General features: G+C 68.5%; 19 protein-coding genes. 13 read left to right on the forward strand and 6 right to left on the reverse strand.

What is annotated here, in order from left to right:
• Positions 1 to 294, forward strand: a 294-nt coding sequence (locus AC5L38_RS43415; RefSeq protein WP_495248672.1) for a hypothetical protein, incomplete at its 5' end; no start/stop codon positions are given.
• A 23-nt stretch (positions 295 to 317) separates the two neighbouring features.
• Here AC5L38_RS43415 and AC5L38_RS43420 read toward each other — a convergent pair.
• Positions 318 to 863, reverse strand: coding sequence for a hypothetical protein (locus AC5L38_RS43420; RefSeq protein WP_495248673.1), 546 nt, complete (start codon positions 861 to 863; stop codon positions 318 to 320).
• Between the two features lie 302 nt (positions 864 to 1165).
• Positions 1166 to 3838 carry a hypothetical protein gene (locus tag AC5L38_RS43425; RefSeq protein ID WP_495248674.1) on the reverse strand — a complete coding sequence of 891 codons (2673 nt, stop codon included), beginning with the start codon at positions 3836 to 3838 and terminating at the stop codon, positions 1166 to 1168.
• A gap of 486 nt (positions 3839 to 4324) precedes the next feature.
• Here AC5L38_RS43425 and AC5L38_RS43430 point away from each other — a divergent pair, with 486 nt between their 5' ends.
• The 3 genes from AC5L38_RS43430 to AC5L38_RS43440 all read left to right on the forward strand — a co-directional run bounded on the left by AC5L38_RS43430 (position 4325) and on the right by AC5L38_RS43440 (position 5425).
• Positions 4325 to 4561 carry a hypothetical protein gene (locus AC5L38_RS43430; RefSeq protein ID WP_495248675.1) on the forward strand — a complete coding sequence of 79 codons (237 nt, stop codon included), beginning with the start codon at positions 4325 to 4327 and terminating at the stop codon, positions 4559 to 4561.
• A 232-nt stretch (positions 4562 to 4793) separates the two neighbouring features.
• Entirely contained in the window at positions 4794 to 5207 is a 414-nt protein-coding gene (locus AC5L38_RS43435; RefSeq protein WP_495248676.1) for a hypothetical protein, read from the forward strand.
• Positions 5204 to 5425 carry a hypothetical protein gene (locus AC5L38_RS43440; RefSeq protein ID WP_495248677.1) on the forward strand — a complete coding sequence of 74 codons (222 nt, stop codon included), beginning with the start codon at positions 5204 to 5206 and terminating at the stop codon, positions 5423 to 5425. Before AC5L38_RS43435 ends, AC5L38_RS43440 begins: the two co-directional genes overlap by 4 nt.
• Positions 5426 to 5630: 205 nt before the next feature.
• Here AC5L38_RS43440 and AC5L38_RS43445 read toward each other — a convergent pair whose 3' ends face one another.
• Together AC5L38_RS43445 and AC5L38_RS43450 are read right to left on the reverse strand one after the other, a co-directional pair.
• The gene (locus tag AC5L38_RS43445) at positions 5631 to 6488 is read right to left on the reverse strand and encodes a hypothetical protein (protein WP_495248678.1); all 858 of its coding nucleotides are present in this window, start codon (positions 6486 to 6488) and stop codon (positions 5631 to 5633) included.
• Entirely contained in the window at positions 6485 to 7273 is a 789-nt protein-coding gene (locus AC5L38_RS43450; protein ID WP_495248679.1) for a ParA family protein, read from the reverse strand. Before AC5L38_RS43450 ends, AC5L38_RS43445 begins: the two co-directional genes overlap by 4 nt.
• A 439-nt stretch (positions 7274 to 7712) precedes the next feature.
• Between AC5L38_RS43450 and AC5L38_RS43455 the strand changes: the two genes are divergently transcribed.
• Complete coding sequence (locus AC5L38_RS43455; RefSeq protein WP_495248680.1) at positions 7713 to 8501, forward strand: class I SAM-dependent methyltransferase; 789 nt, start codon at positions 7713 to 7715, stop codon at positions 8499 to 8501.
• Between the two features lie 48 nt (positions 8502 to 8549).
• Here the strand turns inward: AC5L38_RS43455 and AC5L38_RS43460 are convergent, their stop codons facing one another.
• Entirely contained in the window at positions 8550 to 9617 is a 1068-nt protein-coding gene (locus AC5L38_RS43460) for an alanine racemase (RefSeq protein WP_495248681.1), read from the reverse strand.
• 13 nt (positions 9618 to 9630) lie between these two features.
• Positions 9631 to 10389 carry a GntR family transcriptional regulator gene (locus tag AC5L38_RS43465; RefSeq protein ID WP_495248682.1) on the reverse strand — a complete coding sequence of 253 codons (759 nt, stop codon included), beginning with the start codon at positions 10387 to 10389 and terminating at the stop codon, positions 9631 to 9633.
• A gap of 225 nt (positions 10390 to 10614) precedes the next feature.
• Between AC5L38_RS43465 and AC5L38_RS43470 the strand changes: the two genes are divergently transcribed.
• From AC5L38_RS43470 to AC5L38_RS43505, 8 genes are all read left to right on the forward strand, one after another.
• Entirely contained in the window at positions 10615 to 10821 is a 207-nt protein-coding gene (locus tag AC5L38_RS43470; protein ID WP_495248683.1) for a BldC family transcriptional regulator, read from the forward strand.
• Positions 10818 to 11372, forward strand: a complete 555-nt coding sequence (locus AC5L38_RS43475) for a hypothetical protein (RefSeq protein ID WP_495248684.1) — start codon at positions 10818 to 10820, stop codon at positions 11370 to 11372. Before AC5L38_RS43470 ends, AC5L38_RS43475 begins: the two co-directional genes overlap by 4 nt.
• A complete protein-coding gene (locus AC5L38_RS43480; protein WP_495248685.1) occupies positions 11369 to 12793 on the forward strand; it encodes a DUF2637 domain-containing protein in 1425 nt (474 codons plus the stop codon). Before AC5L38_RS43475 ends, AC5L38_RS43480 begins: the two co-directional genes overlap by 4 nt.
• Positions 12790 to 13200, forward strand: a complete 411-nt coding sequence (locus AC5L38_RS43485; protein ID WP_495248686.1) for an SsgA family sporulation/cell division regulator — start codon at positions 12790 to 12792, stop codon at positions 13198 to 13200. Before AC5L38_RS43480 ends, AC5L38_RS43485 begins: the two co-directional genes overlap by 4 nt.
• The gene (locus AC5L38_RS43490; RefSeq protein WP_495248687.1) at positions 13197 to 13457 is read left to right on the forward strand and encodes a hypothetical protein; all 261 of its coding nucleotides are present in this window, start codon (positions 13197 to 13199) and stop codon (positions 13455 to 13457) included. Before AC5L38_RS43485 ends, AC5L38_RS43490 begins: the two co-directional genes overlap by 4 nt.
• Positions 13457 to 14026, forward strand: a complete 570-nt coding sequence (locus AC5L38_RS43495; protein WP_495248688.1) for an ATP-binding protein — start codon at positions 13457 to 13459, stop codon at positions 14024 to 14026. Before AC5L38_RS43490 ends, AC5L38_RS43495 begins: the two co-directional genes overlap by 1 nt.
• Entirely contained in the window at positions 14023 to 14319 is a 297-nt protein-coding gene (locus tag AC5L38_RS43500) for a hypothetical protein (RefSeq protein WP_495248689.1), read from the forward strand. The genes AC5L38_RS43495 and AC5L38_RS43500 overlap by 4 nt, the downstream gene beginning before the upstream one ends.
• Positions 14316 to 14660, forward strand: a 345-nt coding sequence (locus AC5L38_RS43505; RefSeq protein ID WP_495248690.1) for a hypothetical protein, incomplete at its 3' end; no start/stop codon positions are given. The genes AC5L38_RS43500 and AC5L38_RS43505, both read left to right, overlap by 4 nt.

A 14660-nucleotide genomic window follows, 5' to 3' on the forward strand; every position in this document is an offset into this window, starting at 1 on the left:
CTCACCCCGGTGCCCGCCCACCCCGGCGCCCGCTGCACCGCGGGCGTCTGGCTGGACCTGCGCAACGCCGCGGCGACCTTCAACCTGGAGGTCATCAACCCGGCCGACTGGACCTACATCGCCCTGAAGACGGTACCGGTGGACCAGACGGTGGACGGCTGGCGCCTGCACACGGTGAGCTGGACCGCACAGCGCTCCGACGTCGTGCTGCGGCTGACCGTGGCAAAGGCCTTCAACCACCTGTTCGCCGCACGCGCCGAACTCGACGACGTCGTCGTCCAGTGCGCCTACTGACTGTTCTGGCTCAGTGAAGCCGGTCAGCGGAACAGCTTGCGACGGGCCCTGTCCGACACCACCTGGAGAACCTCGGCGTCACCTGGAGGGGCGGCCCATATCTGGAGGTGAAACGCGTCGATGATCTCTGTGGAACGTAGGTCGAAGGCCTGGTCCATGTTGCGGGCGTGGTAGCGCAGCCGATACCAGCCGGCCTTGGACGGCAGTTGCGGCAGGGCGATGTACTTTGTGGAATCCCAGGCAATGACCGTGATCGGGTCGACGTCGGCTTGGAAGCTGGCCTCGACCACGTCCTCGTATTCCTCCAGCAGCGGCTCAGGCTCATGGTGGTGCAGGGACACGGTCAAGTCGATGTTTCCGAGATAGAGGCCGGTGACGAGGTGAGCTCCTCCTCGTACGGTTCGCAAGATGCCCGCGTTCGACACCCCAGGTGCTTTCGGCTCCGGGTGCACGGTTCGAAACGTATTGCCGTCGAACAGGTAGAACTGCGCGTAGTTCACGGGGAACTCAGCACGGATGACGGTGTTCTCGGAGTCTCCGGAGACGACAGTCTCCACCGTTGAGCTCACGCGATTCCTCTCAGTGTCAGGCAACAGGGAAAGATCACATAATTAGCATTGTGTGAGATCGAAACCGGGCGAGAGACGACTCCGACCAGCGCGAGCCAACACTGGCCCGTCGGCGCCGAAGACGTATGAGGCTGTGACGAGAGTTTCCGCTTCTGGCCTCCTGCTGCTGATCGGCCGCCACGGCCGTTGGCGCGACGGATCGCGCACCGTGCTGGGCTACGTGCGCGACGTTGACCGCTGGACGCACAATCCTATGAACGGCACCGATCTCTAATGCTCCCTTTTGACCGCCCCCGCTGGGGCTACCAGCTCCAGGGATCCTCGGTCTCCCCTTCGGCCGTCAAACCGAAACGAGCAAGATGCTTAGCGCTGTCTCGGTCACCTGCCCTGTCCCACAGGTTGGCCAGCATCCTCAGCGCGTCGGTGTCGCCGGCGTCGGCGCCCTGCCGGTACAGGCGCTCGGCGCCTTCCCTGTCCCCCGCCTCCTCCCGCAGGGCGGCCAGCATCCTCAGCGCGTCGGTGTCGCCGGCGTCGGCAGCCCGCCGGTACAGGCGCTCGGCGCCTTCCCTGTCCCCCGCCTCCTTCCGCAGCCTGGCCAGCATCCACAGCCCGCCGAGGTCGCCGGCGTCGGCGCCCTGCTGGACGAGACGCTCGGCGCCCTCCCTGCCCCCCGCCTCCTCACGCAGGGCGGCCAGCATCCACAGCGCGCCGGTGTCGCCAGCGTCGGCAGCCCGCCGGTACAGGCGCTCGGCGCCTTCCCTGTCCCCCGCCTCCTCCCGCAGGGCGGCCAGCATCCTCAACGCGTCGGTGTCGCCGGCATCGGCAGCCCGCCGGTACAGGCGCTCGGCGCCCTCCCTGCCCCCCGCCCCCTCCCGTATCTCGGCCAGCATCCTCAGCGCGTCGGTGTCGCCGGCGTCGGCAGCCCGCCGGTACAGGCGCTCGGCGCCCTCCCTGTCCCCCGCCTCCTCCCGCAGCCTGGCCAGCATCCACAGCGCGTCGGTGTCGCCGGCGTCGGCAGCCCGCCGGTACAGGCGCTCGGCGCCCTCCCTGTCCCCCGCCTCCTTCCGCAGCCTGGCCAGCATCCACAGCGCGTCGGTGTCGCCGGCGTCGGCAGCCCGCCGGTACAGGCGCTCGGCGCCCTCCCTGTCCCCCGCCTCCTCTCGTATCTCGGCCAGCATCCACAGCGCGCCGGTGTCGCCGGCGTCGGCGCCCTGCTGGACGAGACGCTCGGCGCCCTCCCTGTCCCCCATCTCCTCTCGTATCTCGGCCAGCATCCACAGCGCGTCGGTGTCGCCGGCGTCGGCAGCCCGCCGGTACAGGCGCTCGGCGCCCTCCCTGCCCCCCGCCCCCTCCCGCAGCCTGGCCAGCATCCTCAGCGCGTCGGTGTCGCCGGCGTCGGCAGCCCGCCGGTACAGGCGCTCGGCGCCCTCCCTGTCCCCCGCCTCCTCCCGCAGCCTGGCCAGCATCCACAGCGCGTCGGTGTCGCCGGCGTCGGCAGCCCGCCGGTACAGGCGCTCGGCGCCCTCCCTGTCCCCCGCCTCCTTCCGCAGCCTGGCCAGCATCCACAGCCCGCCGAGGTCGCCGGCGTCGGCGCCCTGCTGGACGAGACGCTCGGCGCCCTCCCTGTCCCCCGCCTCCTCCCGCAGCCTGGCCAGCATCCACAGCCCGCCGAGGTCGCCGACGTCGGCGCCCTGCTGGACGAGACGCTCGGCGCCCTCCCTGTCCCCCGCCTCCTCCCGCAGCCTGGCCAGCATCCTCAGCATCTCGGCCAGCATCCTCAGCGCGTTGGTGTCTCCGGCGTCGACGGCTCGTTGAATGAGGTGGTTGGCATGCCTCCAGCGGCTTCGCTTCCATGCCGCGTCAGCCAGGGCGGTCAGATCTGCTGGGGTGTGGGCATGGTGGGCGGCTGCGTTCCAGAAAGATGTGGGTGGGCATAGCAGACGGCGTTCGTGGCGGCCGTGCTGTTCGAGGTAGTCGGCCAGCCGGTACAGCGGCTGCGTGAGGGGCGGCTCGCCGGGGCGCGGCTGGTGTTCGATCAACGGGCCGGGGAGGCGCCGGTGCTTGGCGGTCAGCCGGTCCAGCGCGCTGGTGAACCAGTCCTTCTGTTGTGCGATCTGGTCCCAGGTGTTCTGGTCGGGGTATCCGGGGGCGGCGTGCTGCAGGAACGATTCGGCCAGGTAGAGGCCGTGCCCCAGTCGGCGGGCGTCGATCGCGGCCCACAGCACCACCTGCTCGGCCGGATCGGCTTGCCGGTAGCGGCGCAGTATCTCCGGTGCTCCGGCCAGCTCCTGGGCGATCTGCCCGCCCGGCGCTCGCTGGACGGCCTCCTGCAGCCGGGGATCGGCCTTGATGGTCTCGGTCAGGTGCGCCAGCTGCTGGTCGGTGAACCGGGGCGGCCAGGTGATCTCTTCGGCGCCGCCGAGCAGCGCCCGGGCCGCCCGGTGCGGATCGTTGCCAGCAGGGTCGGCCGGGTCGGCGGGGGTGCGGGTCAATCGGCGCCAGTAGTCGGGCCACATCGACCCCAGCACCAAAACCGGGCCTTGTGACTTGTCGCCCAGCAGGGCCTGCAGCTCACTTGCGACGCTTTCGCCGACCTGAGGCGCCTGCAGGTAGAACTGGGCCTCGTTCAGCCAGATCACCGACCGCGGGGCCACCCGTCTGTCACGAAGTGCCTCCACCACGGCCAGCGGCCGCTGCGGAGTCAACGGGTGCCAGATGCGCCAGGTCGGCAAGACGGCGCGGATCGCCTCCCAGCAGGCCCGCGTCTTACCGGTTGAGGAGTCCCCGACCACCATCACCAGACGGCTGCCGTCCGCCGCAGCAGCCACCGCCGCCCGCAGCCGGTCGTCATAACCTTCTCGCCACAGATAAGGCGGCAATACCGGCACCGGCTCGGCTGCGGCCCTGGCCGCGGTGAAGGCTTGGTGCACTTCCAAGGAGGTCAGCGCGTCGCGTTCGCTCAGCTCGCCGATCACCTGCCCAAGCGGCTCTGCGGGCGGCCGGGACGACTCGGGTTCCTGATCGTTTAGGGGGATGCGGGCGGTGGCGACCAGCCGCGCCCTGGCCTCCAGCCAGGGCCGCGGATCTTTGCCACAAGCCCGCACAAACGCTTCCAAGGTTTTTGCCCGGGGGATCTTTGTTTGGCCGGTGATCAGATCCTGGACCGTCCCTGTGCCCAGCCCGGCATCGGCGGCCAGCCGCTGTACGCCACGCGGATCACGGTCAAACAGCAAGGCCAGCTGCTCGGTCAGCTGCTGTCTGGTGCGGATCCGCTCCGGTTCGATCGCGGGCATCGGTTCCATCCCGGGCTGTTCGGAATCGTTCGGAATCCACCTCTACACCGATGGCGCTGACCTGGCCATCCGAACAGGATGATCCGTTATCGCCAAATCGTCTCGAAGCCGAACGCCACTCGGCGCAAGTGTGCTGTCACCACCCCGTGGAGCAGGAAGGACCCCCTGGTGAACCGCACACCCCGCACGTCCGACAAGGCTCGCCCCCGCCCCTCTGGCGAGCGTGGCCCCGGCGTCTTCGTGCCGCAGTATGTGATCGTCGCCCTGGCCTGCTTGGTCTTGGGTGTTGTGGCCGGAGTGCTGGTGTGGCTGGCCCCGACGATGTGGCCGCCGCTCGATGCCGCCATCGCGGTGATGGGACTGTCGCTGGCGCTGTACGGGCTGCGGCGCGGACGGCGCCACTGAGAGCAGAAGTACGTAACGGCGTACGCATTTTCTGCGACCTCAAGGATGCGCTGGCTTCCCCGCGGAACCGGCCCGGATCTCGGCGGTAGCCGATAGCCGCCGACGATCTCGGTTCGCTATCGCAGATAGTGGATGATTATCTGCGATAGCCTGGGATCCGTCCTGAAGAGACACCCCGCCCTGGTGCTGGCGACTCCCCCCGCTTATCTGCGATAGCGCTGGGAAGGTCTCTATGGCGATGGTGCACCGGCTCGGTCCACGCTCGTACGCGCCCGGCCTCGGCGAGGCCGTCGAGGCGTTCTTGGCCACGATCACCGGCCACAACACCGCCAAGGCGTACGCGATCGCGCTGCGCGCCCTGGCCGCCGAGCTCGGCGCCGACGCGCCGCTGTCGGAGCTGGAGGGCAAGGCCGGGGCAACCCGGGGTCCCGGTAGTAACGGCGGAAAATCCAACGGATATCGCTTCGCCAGCGTCGACGTGGAGCATCCGGCGAGGTCAGCGGCACCCTCGCCCCAGCCCACTGCGCCCACCAACCGGCATACCAGCCATGCGATGCCCTCACATCGGAGCAGGTCAGGGGTATATCCGTTGGATTTTCGGCGATTACTACCGGGACCCCAAGAGGAAGCCGAGAGCACCACATGACCCGTTACAACGCTGAGCAGGTCCACGACATGGCTACCCACATCCGCACCTGCCGGATCTGCGGAGACGGCGGGCAGGACCCCGAGATCAGCGCGGGCCTGACCGAGGACTTCCCGCCGGAGGAGATGGCCGACTTCATCGTCAGCGGTCACCACCCGGCCTGGCTGGCCCTGATGGCCACCAACCGCGACCAGACGCCACCCTCCCCTGCTTCATGACGAGCGGCCCGCCGAAGCGATGGAAATTGTCGGCGGGCCGCGCACGGCTGGCAACGCGCCGAGCCGACCTCCTGGCCACCAGCGCCAGAAGCGCTGCCGCGCTTCGTGACCACCATGGCGGTCATCCCGACGCCGCCTCGGCTGGCTGACTCTATGTAAACGGGGGCGTGTAACACGGTGTGTTACACGCCCCCGTTCACGCGGTTCAGCGGCTTACGGCTTCCCGTAGCCTTGCTGCGGCCGTCTCCAACGCGGCGGCGATTTGTTCCACATCCTCGGGCTTCTTGGCCGACGCTGCGATGAGTTTCAGCGCCTCTCCGGTGAAGAACCGCTCCAGAGCCTTGCGCGCCTTCGGCAGCGTTACAACCGTCGATGTCGGTTCCGCCTTTTCGGACTTGTCGGCCGGCGCCAGCTCGACTGCGAGTTCGTCGCGTGCCCTCTTCAGCGCGGCCGGGCTGGTGTCACCTCCAGCGGTTGCCTTCTCCCAGACGGCCCGAATCAGCTCGGGGTCCTTGACGCGCCCCAAGATGTCCTTCTGCCGAAACGACAGCTCTAGCACCTCCGGGAGGGCGAGGTATACATTCACGCCACGGATGAGCCGATAGACGTGCATCCGGGAGATGTCAAGGTGGTGCTCGACGTACTCCTCGAAAGTCCGATAACCCAGGCCCTCCTCGTACAGACGGCTATCCCGGATCTCTCGGTAGGACTGCCCTGCCGAGAGTGTCAGGTACCGGTCTGCGAGCTGGTTGACTGACTCGTGCGCCGCGTGAGCGTCCCGCGCGATCCGCTCGTAGTGGGCTCGCTGCTCCTCTTTGCTGTTCTCTGGGAGAGCGGCCTGGAACTGCGGTCCCATGGGGGACTCGAACAGCGGTGACGGGCGGCTAACGATGACGCCGGTCTTCGCTTCGGTTTCAACGGGGAGAGGCGCGGGGTCCGGCACGGCAGACGCCTTCTCTCCCGTGTTCGCAGGCGCCGTCGTGGCGGTGGGGCCGACGCCGGAGTCGATCGGAATGTCTTCCTCAATCTGCGGCAGAGGGCGCCGTTTCCGGTCGTTGCTCATGCCGCAGTCGACTTCAGGTAGGAGTCGACGCGCGACACGAAGATGTCGCGAATTTCCTTGCCCGCGTTCTGTGGAGGCTCGGCCCGCTCTCCCGCGTCTTCCACGGCCGCGCGCAACGGCAGGGCAGGTTGCCACACGAGGTCGCCGAACCTGTCGATAAGCGCGTCAGTGCGCTCCTCGTGGGTCACGACTTTCGCGCGCTTCATGTTGATGACGACGCCGATCAGCTTGCAGCGCAGCCCCAGGCCGACGCGCTGCTTCTCGTTCTCGATGAACGCCTTCAGCCGGTAGATACCGCGTACTGCGTCGTACGTCGGCGTCGTGACGCCCACCACATGGTCACTGGCCACGAGCGCCAGGTGCAGCAGGTGGCCGATGGTTGGCGGGGTGTCGATCAGGATGTCGTCGTACTCCCCGGCGAGCGGAGCCAGGCAGGCCGCGAGGCGCTGCCAGGACAATGGTACGCCCGCTTCGCTGATGCGCTCCTCCAGCTCGATGCGGGAGGGGACAAGGGTGATGTTCGCGGCCCAGTCCTGTTCCCACTGGCACGGCAGCAGGGAGGCACGGAGCGTGCGCTCGGACTGGTCGCGGATCGCCTCGGCGATGGTGGGGCGCTCGGCGAGCTCGTGTTCCTGGTAACCCATGCGCCGCGACAGGTTTCCTTGGGGGTCGAGATCAACGGCGAGGACACGTCGGCCGCGCATGGCCAGCTCGGCGGCGGTTCCCTCTACCTCGTCGGTCTTGCCGACGCCCCCCTTGTGATTAGCGAAAGTGGTGACAGCCATTGCGGGTAACCTTTCCTTGGTTAGTTGTTTCCCGCCCGCCCCTTGGCCGTCGAACCGAAGGGGCGGGCGACCGAAACGCTATCCGTACCGGAGCGTCCCAGTAACGTTGACACCCGAAAAGGGTGCGGAAACGAGTCTTCCGCTTGGTCCCTGTCACCAGACAGGTCACCATCGAACGCATGAGCATGCTGGCGTTGTCCTCCCTCGCCACTTCTGGCGTCGGTAAGCGCTGGCTCAAGCGGATCAGCGTGACCGGTGAGGTACCACCTCACGCGCGGGAGCTTGGCTGGTGTTGGCCCACACGAGCGAAGATCCCGATGAGGTCAAGAAGGTGGTCGCCGAGTTGCGTGTCTTGCTCAACGAGATCGAGCAGAAGACGCTGTAGGGAAAACTGGAGGCCCTGGTCACAAGGCCAGGGCCTCCAGGTTGTAGGAGATCGATGAACAGCAAGTTCGCTCCCGTTGAGGACGAGTGGCGGGAACGTCTGCGGATGCTCCCCAACACGGTGCGGCAGGAGCTCGTGACAAGGCAACTGAGTGCCCACCTGCCAGCTCAACCGGCTCGCGTTCTCGATGTGGGCTGCGGGCAGGGGACTCAGGCTCTACGACTGGCCAGGCTCGGCTACGACGTGACTGGCATCGACCATTCTCCTGCGATGCTCGCTGACTTCGAGTGCGAGCTCGCCCGCCAGCCGGCTGAGGTGCGCGACCGTGTGCGCCTGGCTCAAGGAGAAGCGGATCGCCTGGCTGAAAGCTTCCCCAGGGAGCGCTTCGACATGGTGATCTGTCATGGCGTCTTGATGTACCTCGCCGATCCCGCGCCGGTGCTCGAGGAAATGAGCCAGGTGCTCGCGCCAGATGGGGCACTTTCCCTGCTGGTCCGCAATGCGGATGCCCTGGCCCTCTACCCGGGACTTCGCGGCGACTGGAAGGCAGCGCGGGCAGCGTTCGGGACCACCAGTTATCGCAACCGGCTCGGAGCTGAGGCTCGCGCTGATCGACTCAGCGATCTCGCCGCTCAGCTCGCCGATGTCGGCTTGACCGTTCATGACTGGTACGGGGTGCTCGTCTTCTGTGAGTTCGCTGCCATGGAGTCCACGGTGCCAGCAGCCGGGGAACTGGCCGAGATCGTGGCTTGCGAGGAAGAGGCGGGAAGCATTGACCCCTACCGTGGGATTGCTGCGCTCTTGCACGTCATGGCGCACTCCCCAGTAGTTTCGTCCTCTTGACGACATGTGAAAGCCCCGACCTAGGCCGGGGCTTTCGCTTCGTTGACGCTACTTCGGAGGGTTGATGTAGCGGAAGGCCGGGTGTGGATGCATCAGGAAGTCGTGGTGGGAGATGTTCCAGGCGTAGGCGCCCGCCATGGTGAACTCCACCACGTCTCCTACCTGAAGGTTGATCGGGACCCGACGAGCCAGAGTGTCCTTCGGGGTGCAGAGCTGACCAACGATCGTGGTCGGCTCTCCAGCCTCCTTGATAATCAGCGGTTGGTCGTGGCCCTTGGTGGCGGGGGTCCGGATGTGGTGGGTGCCGCCAGCCACGATAGCGAACAGTTCGTCGTGGACGCGCTTGACGTCGATGACGCGAGTCACGTACCGCCCGCAGTAAACCGATATCGAGCGGCCAGGCTCGATCCGGAGTGTTTCATCGGGTCGGCGCAGGCTGGCCAAACCCTTGCCGTAGGTCTCCCAGTCGAAGATGGCGCTGGGGTTGGCGTAGTCGACGGCCATGCCACCCCCGAGGTTGATCTCGGTCACGCCGAGGGTGCGGGTGTAGTCCAGCACGCCCTCGGCGACCTCCAACATGCGCGGCGCGTCCAGGCCGCTCGCCAAGTGGGCATGGATGCCGTGCAGTCGTACGGTGTTCTGCTTGCCCAGCAGCGTCAAGCACTCGTCGATTCCCTTGGGATCCATGCCGAAGGGGGTCGCGCCGCCTCCCATGGCCAGCGCCACGTCTCCGAGGGAGAGCGCGAGGTTGACTCGCAGGAGTACGTCGACTGGGCGTCCGGTGGCCAGCAGGCGGCGCAGTTCGTTCGGGCCCTCCACGTGCAGCCGCTCGACGCCATGGTCTAGGGCGAGCCGAAGTTCGTCGTCAGTCTTACCCGGCCCACCAAAAGCGATCTTGGTTGCGGGGAGCGCGTCCCGCACGTGCTCCAGCTCGCCGCCGGAGGCGACCTCAATGCCATCCACATGCCGCGCGAGCACTCTCAGCAGCTCAGGGTCAGGGTTGGCCTTGGCCGCATAGTAGAGCTCAACTCCGGGCAGCGCGGCCCGCACCGCGGCCGCGTGCGCATCCAGGGCGGCCAAGTCGTACACGAACGCGGGCAACTCATTGGCTGTCACGTTGTGGCTCCAATCAGGAAAGCGGGAAGGGGTTTTCGATGACCAGGTAGTGCGCAGGAGTGACAGTCGTGGTGACTTCCACAACCCTTCCATCGTTTGTTCGTCCCGCGTGGACGATGTCCAGGACGCTGCGCTCCGGGCTGATCTCTAGAGCGGTCACCTCGTCCTCTGTAGGGATACGGACGATGACCCGTTCCGTGGCCTCAGTCTGCGTGTAGCCGAGGTCGCTCAGGGCCGATTTGACGCCGCCTACGATCACTGGGCCCGGTTCCTCCAGGACGGTCCCCTCGGCGATCTCCAGCGGGAACCACGAGGCGTTGATCCGGATCGGTATGCCAGAAGCGAGCAGGCGCCGCCGGCGGACCAAGGCGCTCTGCCCCTTTGGCAGGCCGAGCAGATCAGCGACCTCCTCCGAGGGCACCGCGCGGTCAACGACGATTTCGTGCCTTGGCTCCAGGCCGAGAGCTCGGATTTCCGCATCGAAGGCACCCTTTGCTCCAGCATGCTCACGCGTGTTGCGCGCATAACGCGCTGGTGAGTGCGTCAGCGGAGGCAGCCAGGTCACGATCGTGCCGCGTCCCTGCCGAGGGCGAACCATTCCCTCTGCAGCAAGCAACTGCATGGCGCGATTGACCAGGCTGCGGGAGGCGCCGCCACCGTACTTTTCCGCGAGCTCCGGTTCTGACGGCATCGGCGTACCTGTGGGGTACGTGCCGTTCTTGATCGCTTCGCGGATCGCTGAGGCAATCTCTCGGAACCCTAACTTGCTCACTCGTCGTCCCCTCGTGTCCGGTTTAGGCAACCCTACGACAAACGGTAAACGTTTGGCGACTCTTGACATCGTGGGTGAGGTGGGTCACTCTACGAAAGACCAAACGTTAAACGTTTGGTGACAGCCTAACCCGTTATCGACGACCCAATGCAAGAGCGGCCCCGGCGCTGGTCAGAGCGCCGAGGCCGCGAGAACAGGCCGCTCACCTGAAGGAGCCAACGACCCATGACCACTATGACGGATCCGCCCGTGGCGGACGAACAGCTGTACACGACCGGCGAGGTCGCCAGCGTGTTCCGCGTTGACCCCAAAACCGTCGCCCGATGGGCCGCGGTTGGCCTCATCGCCAGTATTCGCACTCCTGGTGGGCACCGTCGGTTTCGCGAGTCCGTCGTGCAGGCACTCCTGCAGGACAAGGCGGGGGCGCGATGACGACCACTTCCTACCGCTCCCGCTACCCGCAGCTGGCCGCGATGGCCGGTGACCGGCCGCTGGCCGACGTCGAGTGCGTCGTGACCCTGGAGGTTCCGACCTTCTACGGCCACACCTCGCTGACCGTGCGCCCCGGTGTCGTCGATGAGGCCGCGATCGAGCTGTATGGCTACGGCGAGTGCGCCGTGCTGGCCCGCGCCCTGCACCTGCGCACCGGGTGGCCGCTGGCCCTGGTGCAGCTCGTCGAGCGGCCCTACCGCTGGGCGCATGTGGGCGTACTGACCCCGGCCGGGAACCTGCTCGACATCCACGGCACCCGCAGCCTGGACCAGGTCGTCGCCGACTACGCCCGCGAGCACGACTTGCGAGTCACCACCTGCCCCCTGCCTACCCTCGGCGCCCTGTTCGACATCATCGGCGGGCGCGAGGAGACCCGGAGCAGCTGGATCGACGGCAGCGCCATCGACCCCCTCACCAGTGAGCTGGTCGGGGTGTTCGCTGACCTGCTTATCGCCCAGGCCGAGCTGGCCGAGGCGGTGAGCGTCGGATGAGCTACTACGACCCCCGCGCGCAGCGCGCCGTCGCCGGCGCCGAGGCCGAGCGCTCCCGCGCCGAGGCCGAGGCCATCCGTACCCAGACCGCTCTCGCCGCGAAGGCCGAGCTCCGTCGGCAGAAGCACGAGGACGACGCGACCGCCGAGCGCCTGCGTGTCGAGCGGAAGCAGGAAGCGGCCAAGCGGCGCGAGCAGCGCGGCACCGCCCTGCGCAACGGCGCCCAGGGCCTGGCTGAGGCTCTGCGCTCGCGCTCAGAGGCGATCGTCGGGGCGGTGGCCATGGGCTCGCCGATGTTCATCGCCTGGGGCGGGCAGCTCGCCTTCGCCACCGACCAGATGAAGCTGGGCGCGGCGGCGGTCACGCTGCCGATCGCGATGGAGGGCAGCGTCCTCTACACCGCGTACCTGACCAACCTGGCCCTGGAGAAGGGGCTGCCGACCGGCCGCTACCGGCTGATGACCGTGCTGATGGCCGCGACCGCCGCGGCGATGAACATGTGGCATCAGGTCGACAAGGCCGCCACGGCGGTGGACCCGTGGGCGGGCTTGCAGATCGGCGTGATCTACGCGGTCGCCTCGCTGCTGGGCATCGTGCTGTGGGAGCTGCGGGCCGCGCTCAAGAAGCAGGTGATCGCCAAGCGGTCGGCGGCCGAGCTGCGCCGCGCGGCCTGGCGGCGGATCCGCTACCCGCGCCTGTCGTGGTCGGCCGCCTCGATCCAGGGCGCGCAGGGCTGCTCGATCGACGAGGCCTGGCAGCAGGCGTGGATCGACCGCTTCGGCGTCGGCCCCGGCTCCTCGCGCCGCGATCGCAAGCTGGCCCGCTCGATCGTCCGCTACGAGAAGAAGGCCGACAAGGAGGCCGCGAAGGCCGGTCAGCTCGTCATCGTCGACGGCTCGATCGTCCGCCCCGGCGCCCCGACCCCTCAGGCCAGCGCCGAGGGCGAGGAGGCCATGGCCCGGCTGCGCGCCTTCTCCGCGACCCGCGATGACGTGGCTCGATCGATCGCTTTCCCCTCGATCGACCACCGGTCGATTCCGGCCAACCGCCCCACCTCGATCGAGGCGGCACCGGCCGATCGAGCCCTGACCCAGACGCGCCCGGCTTCGGCCCCTGCCTCGATCGAGACGCCTCGATCGAGTACTCCGGACCCGATCGTCTCGCCCCGTACGTCGATCGAGCCCCGATCGATCGAGGAGTCGATCGACCCCGAGTCGCTCATGGACCCGATCGACCCTGAGTACCCGACCGCGCCGCGTCGATCGATCGAGGAGCACCGGACCGCGCTGCACGCCGCGATCGGGGCCGGCCTCGTCGACCCCCAGGAGGCCACCGCCGAGGGAATCCGCAAGCTCCTGCGCTGCGCGCCGAAGACAGCGCAGACCCTGCGCAACGAGATCCGTACGGAGGTGTCGGCATGAGGCCCCAGGTGATCTACGACGTGCGGCTGTGGCCCGCCGACAGCCCCAAGACCCCGCTGGCCGGGGTGCTGACCTACAGCGCCGCGGACCCGCACGCGGTGCACCTGATGTTCGTTCGCGGCCGCACCGTCACCTCCGAGTACACCTTCGCCCGCGACCTGCTCGCCGAGGGCGTGCGCGCCCCGGCCGGGCAGGGCAACGTTCTGGTGGCGCCGCACGAGGAGCTCGACGACCTCTACCTGGCCATCACCTTGACCCCGGAGTCCGGCTACCCGTTCCTGCTCTACGCGGTCCGGGAGCTGGTCATCGACTTCGTCGACCAGACCTTCCGGCTCGTGCCGCACGGCCGCGAGCAGGTCGACGTCGACGCCGCGATCGCCACGATCCTGGGCGAGGTGACGTCATGAGCATCGTCTTGACCAGCAACAACGCGATGACCCGCCAGGACCTAGCCCTCATGGTCGCCGAGTACGCCGAGCTGCTGGCCGCGGCCCGCGCCACAGTGGCGGCCGCGCAGCTTGGCGAGGTCGACCCGCTGGTCCACCTGCGTCACGCGCTGGCCGCGCACGGGCAGCTCCCGCCGGTCGGAGCGCGCCCGGTGGTGCTGCTGGCCCAGTGCGCCGCCCCCGCCCTGCCGGTCCTGACCTGCGGGGAGGTGGCGTGATGGCCGTCACCGTCACCCTCGCCCACGAGCGCGCGTTCCCCGGCGCTCCGGAGCGCGTCGCCGAGGTGCGCGCCTGGGCGCTGAGCTGCCTGCCGCCGGGGTGCCCGCGCGCCGACGACGTCGCCCTGGTCGTCTCGGAGCTGGCCACCAACGCCGTGCTGCACAGCGCGTCCGGCACCGTGGGCGGCCGGTTCACGCTGCGTGCCGAGGTCGAGCCCGGCTCGACCGGTGAGGCCGGGGCGGTCGCGCTGACCTGCACCGACCAGGGCCCGGCGCTGGTGCCGGCAGCCCGGGGGGAGGGCGAGTACCAGCGCGGCCTGACCCTGGTGCGCGAGCTCGCCGACGCCTACGAGGTGACCATCACCGAGGCCTCCCGCGCCGCGTGGTGCCGCCTGGACTGGCCCATCGTCACCGGCGCCTGCCAGGGTGCGCACGGCGCGGCCGCACATGGGCCGCACATGGCCGCACACCAGGTCAGCGGCCCCGCACATGCCGCGCACAAGATCACCGCACATGCCCCGCACAACCCCAGCGCGGAGCCCGACCAGAGCAAGGAGGGCGGCCAGTGAGCGCCTTCGTGACCTGGCTGGCGGCGGCGTTCGCGCCGGGCTGGCCCGAGCGGGCCGCACACGGCATCGCGGTCGCGCTGCTGGCCGCGGCCGCGCTGCTGGTGGCCTTCGCGCTGGCCGAGGAGACCAGCTTGCGCGGCCGGGCCCGCGCCGTGGCCCGCTCCTGGGCCCGCTCGGCGGCCGCCACCACCTCGGTGCAGGTGCTGGCCGACGGAACCCTGATCGCCCAGAGCAGCACCGAGCAGACCGCCCGGCACCTGCTGGACGCCGTGATCCACGAGGAGGACCTGTGAGCAACCGAAGCGAGGACCTGGGCAGCCAGATGGTCAAGTTCGAGACCGCCGAGATCATCGCCGGTCACGAAGCCCTGGAAAACCACCTCTACAACGTCCAGGCCCTGTCGCGCACCCTGGCGCTGATGCTGGTCCAGGACGGGGAGCTGGTGGCCACCTGGCTGCGCCACCACAAGCCCAAGAAGGGCAAGCGCGTCCCGCTGCTGGAGCGGGTGGGCCTGTCGCGCCGCACCCGCGCCCACAGCCGCAACGCCGCCGACGCCCTGCTGGAGGCCGTCTCCAGCTTGCAGAAGATGGCGGGCGTCCACGACGAGTACGTGCGGCTGGAAAAAGAGTCCCTC

It is taken from the genome of Streptosporangium nanhuense, from assembly GCF_059358815.1.